Origin of the sequence: Planotetraspora silvatica (assembly GCF_016863315.1) — a bacterium.
Taxonomy (GTDB): Bacteria; Actinomycetota; Actinomycetes; order Streptosporangiales; family Streptosporangiaceae; genus Planotetraspora; species Planotetraspora silvatica.
On record NZ_BOOQ01000049.1, the window covers coordinates 16,985 to 34,853 of the forward strand.

General features: G+C 70.7%; 13 protein-coding genes. 6 read left to right on the forward strand and 7 right to left on the reverse strand.

The genetic code is table 11. The annotated features are described in order from the left end of the window. Nucleotides 1–106 precede the first annotated feature (106 nt). The 4 genes from meaB to Psi02_RS32365 all read right to left on the reverse strand — a co-directional run bounded on the left by meaB (nucleotide 107) and on the right by Psi02_RS32365 (nucleotide 6,071). Complete coding sequence (gene meaB / locus Psi02_RS32350; RefSeq protein ID WP_203979640.1) at nucleotides 107–1,069, reverse strand: methylmalonyl Co-A mutase-associated GTPase MeaB; 963 nt, start codon at nucleotides 1,067–1,069, stop codon at nucleotides 107–109. 20 nt (nucleotides 1,070–1,089) lie between these two features. Further along, nucleotides 1,090–3,270, reverse strand: a complete 2,181-nt coding sequence (gene scpA / locus Psi02_RS32355; protein WP_203979641.1) for a methylmalonyl-CoA mutase — start codon at nucleotides 3,268–3,270, stop codon at nucleotides 1,090–1,092. Continuing rightward, nucleotides 3,267–5,099, reverse strand: coding sequence for a methylmalonyl-CoA mutase family protein (locus Psi02_RS32360; protein WP_203979642.1), 1,833 nt, complete (start codon nucleotides 5,097–5,099; stop codon nucleotides 3,267–3,269). Before Psi02_RS32360 ends, scpA begins: the two co-directional genes overlap by 4 nt. Before the next feature lie 189 nt (nucleotides 5,100–5,288). Then, nucleotides 5,289–6,071: a peptidoglycan recognition protein family protein gene (locus Psi02_RS32365; protein ID WP_239095349.1), complete on the reverse strand. Its 783-nt coding sequence runs from the start codon at nucleotides 6,069–6,071 to the stop codon at nucleotides 5,289–5,291. A 150-nt stretch (nucleotides 6,072–6,221) separates the two neighbouring features. On the opposite strand from Psi02_RS32365, the gene Psi02_RS32370 reads away from it, so the two are divergent. The 6 genes from Psi02_RS32370 to Psi02_RS32395 all read left to right on the forward strand — a co-directional run bounded on the left by Psi02_RS32370 (nucleotide 6,222) and on the right by Psi02_RS32395 (nucleotide 14,081). After that, the gene (locus tag Psi02_RS32370) at nucleotides 6,222–7,382 is read left to right on the forward strand and encodes a DUF5925 domain-containing protein (protein ID WP_239095350.1); all 1,161 of its coding nucleotides are present in this window, start codon (nucleotides 6,222–6,224) and stop codon (nucleotides 7,380–7,382) included. A gap of 268 nt (nucleotides 7,383–7,650) precedes the next feature. Then, complete coding sequence (tuf, locus tag Psi02_RS32375) at nucleotides 7,651–8,883, forward strand: elongation factor Tu (protein ID WP_203979643.1); 1,233 nt, start codon at nucleotides 7,651–7,653, stop codon at nucleotides 8,881–8,883. A 264-nt stretch (nucleotides 8,884–9,147) separates the two neighbouring features. Next, nucleotides 9,148–10,272 (forward strand): C39 family peptidase, encoded by a 1,125-nt coding sequence (locus Psi02_RS32380; RefSeq protein ID WP_239095351.1) that lies wholly within the window; start codon nucleotides 9,148–9,150, stop codon nucleotides 10,270–10,272. Nucleotides 10,273–10,388: 116 nt separating this feature from the next. Further along, complete coding sequence (locus Psi02_RS32385) at nucleotides 10,389–12,212, forward strand: dipeptidyl-peptidase 5 (RefSeq protein WP_239095352.1); 1,824 nt, start codon at nucleotides 10,389–10,391, stop codon at nucleotides 12,210–12,212. Continuing rightward, nucleotides 12,209–13,564, forward strand: a complete 1,356-nt coding sequence (locus tag Psi02_RS32390) for a M20/M25/M40 family metallo-hydrolase (protein ID WP_203979645.1) — start codon at nucleotides 12,209–12,211, stop codon at nucleotides 13,562–13,564. The genes Psi02_RS32385 and Psi02_RS32390 overlap by 4 nt, the downstream gene beginning before the upstream one ends. A 22-nt stretch (nucleotides 13,565–13,586) precedes the next feature. Then, nucleotides 13,587–14,081, forward strand: coding sequence for a hypothetical protein (locus tag Psi02_RS32395; protein ID WP_203979646.1), 495 nt, complete (start codon nucleotides 13,587–13,589; stop codon nucleotides 14,079–14,081). 36 nt (nucleotides 14,082–14,117) lie between these two features. Here Psi02_RS32395 and Psi02_RS32400 read toward each other — a convergent pair whose 3' ends face one another. From Psi02_RS32400 to Psi02_RS32410, 3 genes are read right to left on the reverse strand one after another with little or no spacing between them, the layout of a single operon-like run. Then, entirely contained in the window at nucleotides 14,118–14,957 is an 840-nt protein-coding gene (locus Psi02_RS32400) for an ABC transporter permease (protein ID WP_239095353.1), read from the reverse strand. Then, the gene (locus tag Psi02_RS32405) at nucleotides 14,944–15,873 is read right to left on the reverse strand and encodes an ABC transporter permease (RefSeq protein WP_239095354.1); all 930 of its coding nucleotides are present in this window, start codon (nucleotides 15,871–15,873) and stop codon (nucleotides 14,944–14,946) included. Before Psi02_RS32405 ends, Psi02_RS32400 begins: the two co-directional genes overlap by 14 nt. Beyond that, on the reverse strand, nucleotides 15,870–17,450 hold the full coding sequence (locus tag Psi02_RS32410; RefSeq protein ID WP_203979647.1) for a peptide ABC transporter substrate-binding protein: 1,581 nt from the start codon (nucleotides 17,448–17,450) through the stop codon (nucleotides 15,870–15,872). Before Psi02_RS32410 ends, Psi02_RS32405 begins: the two co-directional genes overlap by 4 nt. Nucleotides 17,451–17,869: the final 419 nt, after the last annotated feature.

Here is a 17,869-nt window from a genome sequence, read left to right on the forward strand (position 1 = left end):
ACCTCGGCAAATATGCAATCGTGCATTAAGGGGCACGCGGGTAGGCATCTATACGACCGGGGAGTAAAGGTGATACCCCGAACGTCAGTCGGTCCCCGCCGGGCGGCTATCCGGAGGGCGTTTCCCGCTCCGGCAGGAACGCCTCAAGGATGCGGTCGGCGGCCAGGGACGGCGTGAGGGCGCCGTCGAGCACCTGCCGCTCGATCGCCGGCGCGATGGGGGCGGCCTTCTCCCCCAACCGGGCGAGGAGCCGATCACGGACGAGCGCCCAGGTCCACTCCACCTGCTGGCGGCTGCGCTTGGCCGCCAGGTCGACGCCCTCCTGATGACGCACGACCTGGATCCACAACTCCTCGAGCCCGGCGCCGGTCATGCCGCTGCACGTGAGGACGGGCGTGGACGAGCGCAGCAGCCGCAGGGCCCCGGCCAGCTCACTGGCCGCCTTGCGCGCGGCCTGCTCGTGCTCGCCGTCCGCCTTGTTGACCGCGATCACGTCGGCCAGTTCCAGGACGCCCTTCTTGATGCCCTGCAGCTGGTCCCCCGTACGGGCGAGGGTGAGCAGGAGGAACGTGTCCACCATGTCGGCCACCGCGGTCTCGGACTGGCCGACGCCGACGGTCTCGACGAGCACGATGTCGTACCCGGCCGCCTCGACGACGACCATCGCCTCTCGGGTGGCCGTGGCGACGCCGCCGAGGGTGCCGGCCGTCGGTGACGGGCGGATGAACGCGTTCCGGTCGGCCGAGAGCCTCGCCATGCGGGTCTTGTCGCCGAGGATGCTGCCGCCCGAGCGTTTGGAGGACGGGTCGACCGCGAGCACGGCGACCCGGTGCCCCCGCGCGGTGAGGGAGGTGCCGAGCGCCTCGATGAAGGTGGACTTGCCGACGCCGGGCACACCGGAGACTCCCACCCTGCGGGCCTTCCCCGCGTGCGGCGTCAGCTCGACCAGGAGCCGCTGGGCGAGCTCCCGATGGTCGGGCCTGGTCGACTCCACCAGGGTGATCGCCCGGGCGATCCCGCGCCTGTCGCCCTTCAGCACGCCCCTGAGGTAGTCGTCGTGCGTGGTCACGGAGGTCGTCCCAGGGGTCGTCACGGAGAGGAGGGGTGGCGGCCGGTGGACAGGTCCTTGAGGAGCTCGAGGGCGGCGTCCGCGATCACCGTGCCGGGCAGGAAGATGGCGGCGGCGCCCGCGGCCCTCAGCTCGTCGATGTCACCCGGCGGGATCACGCCACCGACCACGATCATGATGTCGTCCGCCCCCAGCTCGCCCAGGGCCCGCTTCAGCTCGGGCACCAGGGTCAGGTGCCCCGCGGCCAGCGACGAGACGCCGACGACGTGCACGTCCGCCTCGACGGCCTGGCGCGCCACCTCCTCGGGCGTCTGGAACAGCGGGCCGACGTCCACGTCGAAGCCCAGGTCGGCGAAGCCGCTCGCGATCACCTTCTGGCCGCGGTCGTGGCCGTCCTGGCCCATCTTGGCGACCAGGATCCGGGGCCTGCGGCCCTCGGCCTTCTCGAACTCGGCGCACGCCGCGCGGACCTCGTCCACCGCGTCGCCGGCCTCCTGGCGGTACACACCGGAGATCGTACGGATCTCCGCGGCGTGCCGTCCGAAGACCTTCTCCAGCGCGTCCGAGATCTCACCGACGGTGGCCTTGGCGCGGGCGGCGGCCACCGCCGGCTCCAGCAGGTTTCCGCCACCGGCCGCCGCCTTCGTCAGCGCCTCCAGCGCCTCGGCCACCGCGGCGGGCGAACGCTCCTCGCGGAGCCTGCGCAGCTTCTCGATCTGCTGGTTCCGCACGGCCGTGTTGTCGACCTTCAGCACCTCGATGGGCTCGTCCGCCTCGGGGCGGAACGTGTTGACCCCGATGACCGGCTGGCGGCCGGAGTCGATCCGGGCCTGGGTCCTGGCGGCGGCCTCCTCGATGCGCAGCTTGGGCAGCCCCTCGCCGATGGCGCGGGCCATGCCGCCCGCCTTCTCGACCTCCTGGATGTGGCCCCACGCCTTGCGCGCGAGCTCGTAGGTCAGCCGCTCCACGTAGTAGGAGCCGCCCCAGGGGTCGATCACCCTGCCGGTCCCCGACTCCTGCTGGAGGAGCAGTTGGGTGTTTCGGGCGATCCTGGCCGAGAAGTCGGTCGGCAGCGCGAGCGCCTCGTCCAGCGCGTTCGTGTGGAGGGACTGCGTGTGCCCCTGGGTGGCGGCCATCGCCTCGACGCAGGTGCGGACCACGTTGTTGAACACGTCGTGCGCGGTCAGCGACCAGCCGGAGGTCTGGCTGTGCGTCCGCAGCGACAACGACTTGGGGTTCTTCGCGCCGAACCCCTTCACGAGGGTCGCCCAGAGCAGGCGGGCTGCGCGGAGCTTGGCGACCTCCATGAAGAAGTTCATGCCGATGCACCAGAAGAACGACAGGCGCGGCGCGAACGCGTCGACGTCCAGCCCGGCCCCCACGCCCGCGCGGAGGTACTCCACCCCGTCGGCGAGCGTGTAGGCGAGCTCCAGGTCGAGCGTCGCCCCCGCCTCCTGGAGGTGGTAGCCGGAGATCGAGATCGAGTTGAACTTCGGCATGTTCCGCGAGGCGTACTCGAAGATGTCGGAGATGATCCGCATCGACGGGCCCGGCGGGTAGATGTAGGTGTTGCGGACCATGAACTCCTTGAGGATGTCGTTCTGGATGGTCCCCGCGAGCCGGTCGGGCGTCACCCCCTGCTCCTCGGCCGCCACGATGTACAGCGCGAGGATCGGCAGCACCGCGCCGTTCATGGTCATCGACACGCTCATCCGGTCGAGGGGGATCCCGTCGAACAGTTGCCGCATGTCGTAGATGGAGTCGATGGCCACGCCCGCCATCCCCACGTCGCCCGCGACCCGGGGGTGGTCGGAGTCGTAGCCCCGGTGGGTCGCGAGGTCGAAGGCGACGGACAGCCCCTTCTGCCCGGCGGCGAGGTTGCGCCGGTAGAAGGCGTTCGAGTCCTCCGCCGTGGAGAACCCGGCGTACTGGCGGATCGTCCACGGCTGGGTGGCGTACATGGTCGGGTACGGCCCGCGCAGGAACGGCGCGATGCCCGGATAGGTCGGCAGGTAATCCAGCCCGTCGAGGTCGGCGGCTGTGTACAACGGCCTGACCGCGATCCCCTCGGGCGTCTCCCACGCCTGTTCGCCGGAGCCGGGCGCACCGGAATCAGGCACGCCGGCGCCGGGCAGGGCACCGAGATCCGGTACGGCTTCCGCCTCCGGCCTCAGCCCAATTGCCGAGAAATCCGGAATCATCGGCTCACTCCCAGGTCGTCGAAGGTCGTGCGGAGCACGTCGAGCACGTCGCATCCGGCGTGGAGCGTGGCGTCCACACCCTCATAGTGGCCCTTTCCCGCCAGCCAGATCGTGGCGGCCCCGGCCTCCCTGAGCGCACCCGCCACGGCCGCCGCGTGCTCGCCGTACAGGCGGTCGCTGGAGCACAGGCACGCGATGGAGGTGCCCGAGTCGCGGAAGGCCTCGGCCATGGCCGCAGGGTCGGTGCCCGGCCCGCTGGTCACGGTCGCGATCCCTCCGGCCGCGAAGAGGTTGGCCGCGAACGAGGCCCGTGCGGTGTGGACGGCCACGGGGCCGATGGTGGCGAGGAACACGGTGGGGCGGGCCTCCTGCGCATCGGCCAGATCGCGCAGCGCCTCGAACTCCTCGGCGTACCGCACGGCGGGAAGGCCTCCGTGCACGGCCCGCCGCGCGAGCCCGTGACCGCCCTTCCGGGTGACCGGGCGTTCCTTCAGGTCGGGGAACTCGCTGACGCCCGTGATGGGATCGCGCCTGTGCGCGATGTTCGCGGCCCGGCTCGCCCGGGTGGCCGCCAGGCGTTCGGGGACGAGCCGCTCCAGCGCGTCGGCCATCCCGCCCGCGCGCTCGATCTCCTGGAACCACTCCCACGCCTTGCCTGCCAGGTCGGCCGTGAGCCGCTCGACGTACCAGGAACCGCCCGCCGGGTCGATCACCCGGGCGACGTTCGACTCCTCCATCAGCAGGGACTGGGTGTTGCGGGCGATCCGCCTGGCGAACCCGTCCGGCAGGCCCAGGCACGCGTCGAACGGCTGGACGGTCACCGCGTCGGCCCCGCCCACGCCCGCGCCGAAGCACGCGAGGGTGGTGCGCAACATGTTCACCCAGGGGTCGCGGACGGTCATCATGGCCGAGGAGGTCACGGCGTGCTGGCGCTGCTCCGCCGAGCCGCCGACCACCTGGACCACGCGCGCCCACATCCTCCGGGCCGCCCTGAGCTTGGCGATCGTGAGGAACTGGTCCGCGCCGGCCGCGTACCGGAACTCCAGCTGTTCGAGCGCCCTCTCCACGGGCATCCCCGCGTCCGTCAGCGTGCGCAGGTAGGCCACCCCCGTCGCGACCGAGCAGCCGAGTTCCTCCACGTCGCCGCCGCCCGCGTCGTGATACGGGAGCGCGTCGACGGTGATCGCGCGCAGGCCGGGATGGTCGTCCGCGCAACGACGGGCCAGCGACACCGCCCCTCCCATGTCACCGGCGGGCACGCCCGACCGTGCGGCGAGACCGATCGGATCCGCGCCCAGGTTGCCTCCCGCCAGTGCGGTCCCCGCCGCGAGGTCGAGGAAGATCTCCGCGGCCTCGCCCGTACGGCTGCCCGCGTCGAGGATCACGGGGGCGAGGTCGAGGTAGACGTTCTGGAGCACGTCGGGAAGCGCCGTGGGGTCCAGGGCGGTGAGGTCGAGCCAGATCGACGTGGCGCCGTTCTCCAGATCGGCGTGGATCGCCGCCCGGGTGACGTCGGGATCGGGATCCGCGTGCCGCTGCCGTACGTCCCACCGGCCGGTCGAGCGGACGACGCGCGGCCCTTCCGGGAGGTCGGACGGGTCGTGGAGCGCCGCGATCCGGACGTCGTCATAGGTCGTGGTGGACAGGGCCGCCTCCACTCCGGCGGCGTCGCCGGAGCCGCCTGAGCCGGCGGCCTCGCCCGGCGTGTCAGCCGGAACGGCGAGCCCGGACTTCCTCAGCACGCCCAGGGCGAGGTCCCGCCACTGCTCCCGGGAGGCGGGCGGGAAGTCCGAGACGAGGTCGGCGAGATCGTGAGGCGGCACCGTCATGCACCGGATGCTAAGCCGAGCCCGGGGCGATCAACGCCATGGGCCCCCGCTTAGCGTGTCGCGGCCGTTCCGGCCGGCCGCGTCCCGCTCTGGCGGGGTGTACGGCCGGCCTGGCCGAACCTGCGTCTTCCGCCGTCCTGATCAGTCGTCCGATCACACAACTGATCACGCGGCTGATCACGCGGCTGATCACTTGGCGGCGAAGGACGCCTTCCATGTGATCGGGCCGACGATCCCGTCCGCCTCCAGCCGCTCTTCCTTCTGGAACTTGACGCACACCGCCTTGGACTTGGGCCCGTAGTAGCCGTCCGCGACGATGTCGTAGCCGATCTTCTTCATCTGGGCCTGCCACTTGCGGACGTCGTCGCCCTGCATGATCGGCGGGTACCTCAGCAGGCGGCCGGGGTACTTGGGCGCCTGCGTCGAGGGCGGAGGGTTCTGGGTGCCGCCGCCGGGCCGGGGGGCGCCCTTCTTGACCCAGGCGTAGAGCTGGTCGCCCGGGCAGTCGGTCGAGTACCCGTCGCGGTGCCCCTTGATCTCCTTGCCCGCGTTCCCCTTGTCGCGGAGGTACTCGATCGCGTCGAGGATCGCGAGAAGCTGGGTGTCGCTCGGCTTGACGAGCCCGGAGTTGCCCACGAGGGCGAGGACGGCGTAGTGGCCGGAGTTGAGCCCGGCCCCGTTGGCGGCGGGCAGGTGCTTGGGCCCGCGCCCGACGAAGACCTTCCGGTGCGGGCACGCGACCATCGAGTAGCCGATGTCGAGCCAGCCGTTGCCGTCCATGTGGAAGTTCTGGATCGACTTCACCATGGCGACGCACTTCTTGTGGTCGTCCACGATCGCGGGGTCTACCCGCCCGCCGGTGTAGTGGACCTTGACGCCCTTCGTGGAGGCGAGTGAGGAGTAGGAACCTTTGGGGGCGCGGGCTCCCCATTCGGCACGGGTCACGAGATCGATGGCCACAGCGTTCTCCACCAGGGGGATTAAATTTGCGGGTTGATCGTAATCGGGATCGGTCCAACAGGTATGCCCTTTTACCGATATCCGCCTGCCTAAACACTCGGTAATGCCGACGACTCCGGTAAATCAATCGACATCGGGATCCCTGCCGGAGATCATGGAAACATGTCCGTTCTTAAGGAGGTTCACTTCTCCCCCAGCTCAGAGCCGGTTCCGGCGTCCGCGCCACAGCGTCCGGTGCCCGAATCCCTGCCGATGCGGGTGTGGCTGGACGACGGCGACAGCCCGGCCGACGTCATCGACGCCCTGGCCCTGTCGCCCTTCGCGACCGGCGCCCAGCCGTGGTCGCGCACCGCCAACCTCGACCGCGTGCGCTCCGACGCCCTGCTCACCGCCGCGGGCGGGCGGGTGCTGCGTGTCGCCCAGCACGTGGACGGCCTCGAGTCCAAGCTCATCGAGGGTGACGGCTGGATGCTCCGCGTGGTCCGCCACGGCAACCGGTCGGCCACCGTCACGGTCACCGCCGTCAGCGAGGACCTGGTCTTCTCGGTCCTCGAAGAGGCGATCCGCGACGCCGAGGAACCGGCGCCCGACGACGACGATCACGTCGAGATGGGCTTTTGGTGGATGTCCGCCCACGGGCCGCGCCGTTCCAACAAGCCGATCAGCACGCCCACATGGGAGTCGGTGCGCCGGAACTACTCGCGGGCGGCCGCCGACCGGCTCGACGGTCTCATGGCCGTCACTCCGGACGACATCTCCGGCCGGCTCCTCCTGCTGCACGGCCCGCCGGGCACGGGGAAGACGACGCTGCTGCGCAGCCTCGCGCGCGAGTGGGCGTCATGGTGCCAGGTCGACTGCGTCCTGGACCCGGAACTGCTCTTCGGCAGTCCCGGCTACCTGATGAGCGTGGCGGTCGGCCATGACGGGCCCGACCAGGAGGGGACCCGCTGGCGGCTGCTCGTCCTGGAGGACTGCGACGAGCTGATCCGCACCGAGGCCAAGCAGTCGACGGGCCAGGGCCTGTCGCGTCTGCTCAACCTGACCGACGGCCTGCTCGGGCAGGGCAGGGACGTGCTCGTCGCCATCACCACGAACGAGGAGTTCAACCGGCTGCACCCCGCGGTCGTACGGCCCGGCAGGTGTCTCGCCCAGATCGAGGTCGGCAAGCTGGACGCCGAGCAGGCCGCGACCTGGCTCGGTGGCCGCGAGGGCATCGGGGCGGACGGCGCCACGCTGGCCGAGCTCTTCGCCCTCCGCGAGGGGCGGGTGCCCGAGCCCACCGCGGTTCCCGCCGGTTCCCCGGAAACGGGGCTCTACCTCTGAGCCGGTCCCGCGGAAACGGGGCTCTACCTCTGAGCCGGTCCCGCGGAAAACCGGTTGCCCCGCCTCCGGGTGCCACGAGATCATGAACACATGTTCCGGCACGCCCTCCTCGTGACGCCCGCCACCGCGGGCGCACCGGCGCGTGCCTCGATGCCGCTCGACGGCGCGGAGCGCTGACCCTTTCCCGTTCGTCCTCAGTGACCCGGCGGGGAGGGGTCGACCATCCGCGCGGGTCACGATCTCAGACGAGCATCGAAGGAACAGGGACATGGCCACCAACACGGCCAAGCAGGCCTACGTACGGGCCAAGCCACACATCAACATCGGCACGATGGGGCACGTCGACCACGGCAAGACGACGCTGACGGCGGCCATCACCAAGGTTCTCAGCGAGCGGGGCGGCGCGAAGTACGTGCCGTTCGACCGGATCGACCGGGCTCCTGAGGAGGCCCTGCGGGGGATCACCATCAACATCTCCCACGTCGAGTACGAGACGGCCACCCGGCACTACGCCCACGTCGACATGCCGGGCCACGCCGACTACGTGAAGAACATGATCACGGGGGCGGCTCAGCTCGACGGTGCGATCCTCGTGGTGTCCGCCCTGGACGGGATCATGCCGCAGACCCGGGAGCACGTGCTGCTCGCCCACCGCGTGGGGGTGGAGCACGTCGTCGTCGCGCTCAACAAGGCCGACGGCGCCGACCCCGAACTGGCCGACCTGGTCGAGCTGGAGTTGCGGGACCTGCTCGCCGAGCACGGTTACCACGACGTCCCGGTCGTGCGGGTGTCCGGGCTGCGGGCGCTCGAGGGCGACCCGGAGTGGGAGGCGTCCATCGTTGCCCTGCTGGAGGCCGTCGACGACACCGTCCCGGTGCCGGTCCGCTACACGGACGCGCCCTTCCTGCTGCCGGTGGAGAACGTCATCACCGTCACCGGCCGCGGGACGGTCGTCACCGGGGCGATCGAGCGCGGCACGGTCGAGGTCGGCGACACCGTTCAGGCGGTCGGGATCGGCGAGGGCGTCACCGCCGTGGTCACCGGGGTGGAGACCTTCGGCAAGACCATGGAGAGGGGCGAGGCCGGCGACAACGCCGCCCTGCTGCTCCGCGGTGTCCGCCGCGAGCAGGTGCGGCGCGGCCAGGTGCTGGCGGCCCCCGGCAGCCAGACCGCTCACCGGCGGTTCACGGCCCGGGTGTACCTGCTCACGGCCGCCGAGGGCGGGCGCCACACGGCCGTCGTCAGCGGTTACCGCCCGCAGTTCTTCCTCAGGACGGCGGACATGCCCGGCCGGATGGAACTGACCGGACCAGGAGACGGCACGGGCCTCGGCACGGAGCCCGGGACGGAGCCCGGCACGGTCGTGGCGCTGCCGGGCGACACGGTCGAAGTGACCGTCGAGCTGGGCAGGCCGGTGGCGATCGAGGCGGGCCTCGGCTTCGCCATCCGTGAAGGCGGCAGGACCGTCGGCGCGGGGACGGTCGTCGCGCCGCTCGACTGAGCGCCCTCGACTGAGCGCCCTCGACTGAGCGGCAGGGCGCTGTCCGAACGCGGGCCGCGAGACGACGGAGGGGTTCCCCGGGGAGCCCCTCCGCCGTTCCGTCCGAGGGAGCCCCCACGCCGTTCCGTCCACCCTGCGTCGCACCCCCGCCGCCCGGCGTCGTCCTCCCGTCTGACGGTGGACGGTCACCGTGAGCCACCGCCAGGGCAGCCCTGTAACGTTCCATATGACGGATACGTAAACCATCCGATGTGCCCCATCAGGGTGGAAACAACAATCGGCGAGGTGGTCACCCTGCTGCCGGCCGGACTGAGCCGCGTCGTCCTTCACCGGTGGGCCGTCGAACCGCGGGAGAGCGGGGTGGCGACATACACCGACCCTTTCGGGGCCGGGAGGACCACGGCCTGGCCGTACATCCGATGGACCTCCGAGGAGCGGGAGATCGGCTTCCCCGCGACCGCCCTGGTGCCTTCATGGATCGCGCGGACGCCCCCCGGCACGTGGCTGGAGATCGAGTTGCGGGCCCGCACGACGAGCGGCGCGCTCACCAAGTGGTACGTGATGGCCCGCTGGGCGGAGGGCGACACCGACATCCACCGCACGTCCCTGCCCGGCCAGGGCGACGAGGACGGCGACGTCGCGGTGGACACCTTCGTGGCCGCCCGGCCCGTCACGGCCTACCGGATCCGGGTCACCCTGTACGGCGAGGGCGCCCGCGTGGGCTCGATCGGCGTGATGGCGTCGGCCGTACGGCCGGGGAGCCGGGCGAGCGCGCCGGGAACCGGGGGCGTCGAGCTGGACGTGCCGCCGAGGTCGCAGAAGAGCCATGCGGGGCACTACCCGGAATGGGACGGGGGCGGGGACGCGTGGTGCGGACCCGCCTCGCTCGCCATGGTGCTGAGCTACTGGGGGCGGGGGCCCGCACCGGCCGAGCTGAGCTGGGTCCGGCCGGACGATCCGTGCCCTTCGGTCGACCACGCCGCCCGTGACGTGTACGACCACAGCTATCAGGGCACCGGCAACTGGCCCTTCTGCGTCGCGTATGCGGGCCGGTACGGGCTCGATGGGTTCGTGACCCGGTTGCGCTCGCTGAATGAGCTGGAGAAGTTCATCTCGTCCGCCATCCCGGTCATCACCTCGCAGTCCTTCCGGGATCACGAACTGCCCGGCTCGGGATACTCGACGAGCGGCAACCTCATGGTGGTCGTCGGCTTCACCCCGGGAGGCGACGTGGTCGTCAACGACCCCGCGGCGCCGACGGACGACGCCGTGCGGAGGATCTACCCGCGCGCCGCCTTCGAGGGGGTCTGGCAGCGAGGCAGCGGGGGCATCGTCCATGTGGTGCATCCGCCCGGTATTCCACTTCCAGACTCCGAGGGAAACTGGTGAGAATTCACGCCTCCGACGTCGCTCGTACGGATGACCACCCACTATGGGTCGAAATATCAGGCGATGAGGCCTGGTGGGATGAGTCGCGGCCGCACGAAGGCGGCCGCCGCTGCGTCGTGCGGAGGACGGCGAGCGGGACGGTCGAGGACGTGCTCCCGCAAGGCTGGAACGCCAGGAACAGGGTCATCGAGTACGGCGGGCGATCATGGCGATCGCACCGGGGCCGGCTGATCTTCACCAACTGGGACGACGGGCGGATCTACGTGTGCGCCCCCGGCGAGGAGCCCGTCCCGCTCACTCCGGAGGGCCCGGCGCGCTACGGCGACCTCGTCGTCCACGAAAACAGGCACGGACCCGGCGACGGGGAGAGCGGGGGCCAGGGCGGCGAGATCCTGTGCGTCCGCGAGATCGGCGGCGGTCGCGAGGTCACGAGGGAGATCGTGGCGGTTCCCCTCGACGGCGTCTCCCCGATACGCAGCCTAATCAAGTCCCATCATTTCCTGATGAATCCACGCATTTCGCCCGACGGGCAGCACATCGCGTGGATCGGTTGGAATCACCCGGACATGCCGTGGGACGCCACAGAGCTCTGCGTCGCGCCCGCCGAGGGCGGCCCGTACCGGGTCCTCATGGGCGGCGAGGACGGCCGCATGTCGATCGTGCAGGCCGAATGGCGCGACTCCGGCAGCCTCTACGCGGTGGCCGACCCGACCGGATGGTGGAACATCCACCTCGTCGGCATGGACGGCACGAGCCGCAATCTGACCCCGATGGACCAGGAGTTCGGGGACGCCTCCTGGAGGATCGGGAACACCTTCTTCGCCCTCGCCGGACACAGGATCGTCGCCATGCACGGGACGGCGGACGAGCGCCGCCTCGGCGTGATCGACGACCCCGAGGCGGGCACCCCGATCAGGGACATCGGCGGCTCCTACGCGTTCTGGAGCCCGACGGTGTCCGCCGACAGCCGGTACGTGCTCGGCGTGGGCGCGTCGCCGTACAGGCCGCATGAGGTGGTCCGCATCGATGTGGAGACCGGTGCGCCGACCGTGTTGTCGGCGGCCAAGACGCTGCCGCCGGCCGAGTTGCTGCCCACGCCTGAGCCGGTGACGATCGAAGGTGTGCACGTCCACCTCTACGCGCCGCGCGCCGCCGCGGGGGCCCCCGGCGCGCGGCCTGACGGACGCGCGCCGTACGTGGTCTTCGTCCACGGCGGCCCGACCAGTTCGGCCGCCCCGATCCTCGATCTGACCGTCGCCTACTTCACGAGCAGGGGCATCGGCGTCGCGGAGGTGAACTACGGCGGCTCCTCCGGGTACGGCAGGGCCTACCGCGAGCGGCTCAGACACAACTGGGGGGTCGTGGACGTCCGCGACAGTGAGACCGTGGCACGGTGGCTGATCACGTCGGGGCGGGCCGAGAAGGTGGCGATCCGGGGCGGCAGCGCCGGCGGATGGACCTCGCTGGCCGCCCTCGTGCACAGCGACGTGTTCTGCGGCGCGGTCTCGCACTACGGCATCTCCGACCCCGAGGGCTGGGCGGCCGAGACGCACGACTTCGAGTCGCGGTACCTGGACGGGCTGATCGGACCGCTTCCCGAGACCGGCCGGCGGTACGCCGACCGCTCCCCCGTGCTGCACGCCGGCCGGGCGTCCGGTCCGGCTCTGCTCATGCACGGCATGGAGGACGCGGTCGTCGACCCGTCGCAGTCCGAGCGGTTCGTCGCGGCCCTGGCGCGGCACGGGGGCCGGTGGGCGTACCGCGCCTTCCCCGGGGAACAGCACGGATGGCGGCGCGAGGAGACGATCGTCAGCGTCCTGGAGACAGAACTCGCCTTCTATGGCCTGATCTTCGGTTTTCCGACGCCGGAGGTTCCCCCCCTCACCCTGGAAGGCACAGGCGCCCCCGACACGGGCGGACGAGGTGAGGAGACGACATGACCGACGTGGCGACGATCTGTTCGGACCTGCTGCGGATCGACACCACCAACGACGGCACGGGCGACGGGCCGGGTGAGCGGCGGGCCGCGGAGTACGTCGCGGGGCTGCTCGACGAGGCCGGTATCGAGCCGATCGTGTTCGAGTCGGCGCCGCGGCGGACGAGCGTCGTCGCGCGGATCCCCGGTGACAGCGACGACGCGCTGCTGATCCACGGGCACCTCGACGTGGTTCCCGCCGACACGTCCGAGTGGCGGATCCACCCCTTCTCCGGGGAGGTGCTGGACGGGTGCGTGCACGGCCGGGGCGCCGTCGACATGAAGGGCACGCTGGCCATGACGCTCGCCTGGGCGAGACAGGGCAGGCGACCCAAGCGCGACCTCGTGCTGGCCTTCCTCGCCGACGAGGAGGCGACCGGCGAGTACGGCGCGGGCCACGCGGTCGAGCGGCATAGCGAACTGTTCGAGGGCTGTTCCGAGGCCATCAGCGAGTCGGGCGGCTTCAGCTGGCACGACGGAGGCACCCGGATCTATCCGATCGCCGTCGGCGAGCGCGGCACGGCGTGGATGCGGCTCACCGCGCGGGGAGTGGCCGGGCACGGCTCCAAGCCCGCGGTGGACAACCCGGTCGCGGAGCTCGCCCGGGCGGTCGCCAGGATCGCCGACCACCGGTGGCCCGTACGGCTCACGCCGGAAGTGGCGCGGCTGATCGACGAGTTGTCCCAGGCTCTGGGCACGCCGATCGACCTCGAACGGCTGGACGAGGAGATCGAGCGGCTGCCCCGTGCGGGCATCCTGTTCAAGGGCGTGCTGCGCAACTCCGCCAACCCGACGATGCTCGACGCGGGATACAAGGTCAACGTCATCCCGGGCACGGCCGAGGCCCACGTCGACGGCAGGTTCCTGCCGGGCCTGCGCGAGGAGTTCCTGGCGACGATCGACCGGCTGCTCGGGCCCAAGGTCACCCGGGAGTTCGTCAGCTTCGAGGAGGGCGTGTCCTCCCCCGCCGACGGGCTCTTCGACGACCTGGCCGCCGCCCTGCTCGCGGAGGACCCCACGGGCAGGCCCGTGCCGTACGTCATGACGGGCGGGACCGACGCCAAGTCGTTCGCCAGGATCGGGATCAAGGGGTACGGCTTCGCTCCCCTCCTGCTGCCGCCCGGCCTCGACTACTTCGGCATGTTCCACGGCGTGGACGAGCGGGTCCCCGTCGAGGGCCTGGAGTTCGGCGTCCGCGTGCTCGACCGGCTGCTCGCCGCGGAGCCTGCCACGGAACCGGACGCGCGATCAGGCACGCGGCCGGCGGCGGATTCCTCCACGGAATCCGCGGGCGCGGGCGGCCTCACGAGCGGGTAGAAACGTTCATGGGAGGTGGACCATGGGCGAAGGGCTGCGTGTGGCGGTCACCGGCCACCGTGACCTGACCCCCGCGACCACCGACCTGGTGGGCTCCGCGATGCGGCGGGAGCTCGCCGAGCACGCTCCCGCCATCGTCGGGGTTTCGTGCCTGGCGCCCGGCGCCGACCAGATCTTCGCGGACCTGGTGCTGCGCCTCGGAGGGACGCTGGAGGCGATCGTCCCCGCCCGAGACTACGGCGGCTGCCTGCCCGCCCGTGACCGCGCGGCGTTCGAGCGACTGCTCGGGCTGGCGCGCAGGGTCCTCCACCTGCCGTACGACGCCCCCACTCCGGCGACCTACCACGCGGCGAACACGGCCCTGCTCGTGGACGTCGACCTGCTGATCGCGGTGTGGGACGGCCGGCCGGCGCAGGGGCAGGGCGGCACGGCCGAGGTCGTCAGCGCGGCGCGGCGGCGCTCGATCGAGGTCAGGATCCTCTGGCCGGAGGGCGCCACCCGCACCGGCGCCCCGTGAGCCCATCCTCGGAGACGGCGTGCCGGCGCCTGCCTGTCAGCGCAGGCGGGGGTCCAGGGCGTCGCGGACGACGTCGCCGAGCATGAGGAAGCTCAGCACGGTCGCGGTGAGGAACAACGCGGGGAACATCAGCAGGTGGGGGTACTCGGCGAAGAACGACTGGGCCACGTTGAGCTGCAGACCCCATGACACGTCGGGGTACTGCAGGCCGACGCCCAGGTAGTCGAGGGTCGCCTCGCCGGCGATGACGTTGCCGACGTTGAGCATGGCCACCACGAAGACCGGTGCGATCGCGTTCGGGAGGATGTGCCGGAACATGATCCGCCGGTCGCTCGCGCCAAGCATGCGGGCCGCCTCGATGAAGTCCATGTTCCGGACGGCGATGACCTGGCCGCGCATCAGGCGGGTCATCGTGGTCCATCCGAGCAGGACGAGCACCAGCGTCATCGCCCAGATGCCGTGGTCGGGGAAGGCCACCAGGACGACCGTCGCGCCCAGCACGAAGGGAATGCCGAAGAACACGTCGGTCACCCGCGAGATGAGCGCGTCGAGGAGTCCTCCGTAGAACCCACCGAGCAGGCCGAGCACGATCGCGATGGCCAGGGCGGCGACCGTGACCGCGATGCCGATCATGATCGACGCCCGCGTGCCGTGGACGATCTGCGACCAGTAGTCGCATCCCTGGAGGTCGTAGCCGAAGGCCGCGCCGGACGCGGGGCCCTTCTTGGACATGCGCAGGTCGCAACCGTCGTTGGGGCCCATGGCCGCGAAGACGCCGGGGACGGCCGCCATCGCGACGGCGACGGCCAGGACGACCGCGGACAGCCAGAACACCGCCCGGCCGCGCATCTCCCGCCAGGCGTCACGCGCGAGCACGGCGGATCCTCGGGTCGAGCAGGCCGTACAGGAGGTCGACGGCCAGGTTGGCCACGATGAAGATCATGACGAGCACGGTGGTGACGCCGACGACGACGGGCCCCTCCTGGAGCTGGATCGACTGGAACACCTGCTGGCCGATCCCCGGCAGGTTGAAGATGCCCTCGGTGACGACCGCCCCCGCCATCAGGTTGCCGAAGTCGACGCCGAGGAAGGTCACCACCGGGATCAGCGAGTTGCGCAGGGCGTGCAGACCGACCACCCGTCTTCTGCGCAGGCCCTTCGCCGTGGCGGTGCGGACGTAGTCGGACCGGAGGTTCTCCACCAGGGCGGTCCGCGTGAGGCGGGCGACGTAGGCGAGCCCGAACGAGCCGAGGACCATTCCGGGCAGCAGGTAGCTGCCCGGCCAGCCCTCGTCGGTCCCCGCCGTCGGGAACAGCCCCAGGTTGAGCCCGAGCACGATCTGGGCCGTGTAGCCGACGACGAACACCGGCGCCGCGATGACGAACGTCGTCCCGGCGAGGACGGCGGTGTCGGCGATCCCGCCCTTCCGCACCCCGGCGACGACGCCGAGGCCGACGCCGACGGCCAGTTCGAAGATCCATGCGGTCGTCGCGAGCTGGGCGGTCACCCCCCAGCGGTCCTGGAGGAGCTCACTCACCGGCTGGCCGGTGAACGTCTCTCCGAGGTCGCCGTGCAGCAGGCCGAGCATGTAGCGGCCGTACTGGACCAGGAGCGGGTCGCCGAGGTGATAGTGCTCCCGCATGACGTCCAGGACCTGGTCCGGCACCGGCTTGTCGCCGGCGAGCGCGAGGATCGGGTCGCCGGGGAGCACGAACACCATCGCGTAGATCACGAAGGTGGTCGCGAAGAACACCGGCACGGCCTGGGCCAGGCGGTGCGCGGCGTACCTCACTGCCGCTTGACCGTGATCTTGTCGAGGTTGGCGCTGTAGGGGGTGATCTGGACGTCGCCGAGCCGGGAGGAGTAGCCGATCTGGTCCTGCCAGTTCCACAGCGGCATCATCGGCATCTCGGCGAGCGCGATGTCCTCGGCCTGCTGGTAGATCGGCAGGCTGGCGTCGAAGCTCGGCGCCGCGTTCGCCTGTTTGATCAGGTCGTCGAACTCCTTGTTCTCCCAGCCCATCCGGTTGCCCGCGCCCCACATGTACTCGAGGTAGTCCTGCGGGCTCGGGTAGTCCATCACCCAGTTGTTGCGGTACGGACCGTCCTGCTTGTGCGCCCGGAGCGTCGGGAGGTAGTCGGCGGCCGGGAGCTTCTTGAACGTGATGTCCTGGATGCCGAGGTTCTGCTTGAGCTGGTTGGCGACGGCCGTCATCCACTGCTCGTAGCTGGGATCGGCGTTGGAGAAGTAGAGGTTCAGGGTGCCGCTGAATCCGCCCGCCTGGTCGAAGAGCTGTTTGGCCTTCGCGGGGTCGTAGACGCAGGCCTCGCCGCAGGCGTCCGCCCGGTACCCGGGGACCAGCGGCGCGAGTAGCGACGACATGGGCTGGAACGCCCCGTTGAAGACGGCGTCCACGATCGCCTTCCTGTCGACGGCCATCGAGAACGCCCGGCGCAGATCCGCGCTGGCGAACCGCTTGTCGAACAGCGGGAAGCCGAGGTAGTCCATCGTGCCGCCGGGTGTCGCGAGGAACCGGTCGCCGAGCAGCCGTTTCGCCTCGGACGCACTCGCCGGCGGGATGGTCTGCAGCAGGTCGACCCGATCGGCCCGCAGGTCGGTGTACGCGGTGTCGCGACTGGCGTAGATCTTGAAGAGGACGCCGTCGGAACGCGCCGGGCGCTCACCGGTGTACGTCGGGGATTTCTTGATCTTGATCTGCCGGTTGTGCTGCCACGCTCCGTCGAGGACGAAGGGGCCGTTGCCGATGGGCGCCTGGTCGTAGGCCTTGAGGTCCGTGAACGCGGCCTTCGGCATCGGGACGAACGCCATCCACGCCAGCGTCACGGGGAACTGGCTGAACGGCCCGGTGAGCGTGACCTCCAGCGTGTTCGGATCGACCACCTTGAGCCCGGTCATGGTGTCGGCCGCCGGGTCGCCCTGTTCGGGGTTGAGCGCGTCGTAGCCCTCGATGTTGGCGAAGTAGTAGTTGTTGGTCCAGCCGTTCGGGGCGTAGGCCGCGGCGTTCCACGAGTCGGCGAAGCTCTGGGCGGTGACCGGCTCGCCGTTGCCGAACTTCCGGCCCGGCTTGATCTTGATCGTCCAGACCTTCTGATCAGTGCTGGTCACCGACTCGGCGGCCCGCATCTGCGGCTTGCCCTGCGCGTCGATGTAGACCAGCGTGTCGAAGAGCGCGTCGATCACGGTCTGGGAGTAACTGCTCGAGGTGTTGCCGGGAGTGAGATGGTCGGGTTCGGTCAGCGCGACCGAGAACTCGCTCGTCGCCGGCGCCTCCGGGGACCCCCCGCACGCGCCGCCGAACATGACCGCCGCCACCGCGAGGGCGGCGGTCCCTCTTCCGCTGATTCTCATCGGCCCCCGCCTCTCCGTCGTGTTGCCGGTGAGGGTAGATAACGGGCCAGTCCACTACATCGGAAGCTTTACGTATTCCTTTGCAGTTTGTGGTGCGGGAGGCTGACCATGGAGGTCCCATGGAACGGATCAGCCTGAGCGCGCGCCACCTCCAGGCCTTCGCGGAGCTGGGATTCCAGGTGGCCCGGCAGGGGGCGCACGGTGCGATGGCCGCGCTGCGCGAGGTCATCCCGGTGGAGGCCTATGAGTTCGTCGGGTTCGACCCGGCGACCGGCCGCCACCGCTCTTTGGTGTGCGAGGGGTACGGGCGGGTGGACGACGACGCCGCCGAGGAGTACGCGCGCCTGGCGCCCTATCGCAGGGCCATGGACCTCAGGGAGCCGCTCGCCATGGGCTCCCCCGGCACCGAGCGCTACTTC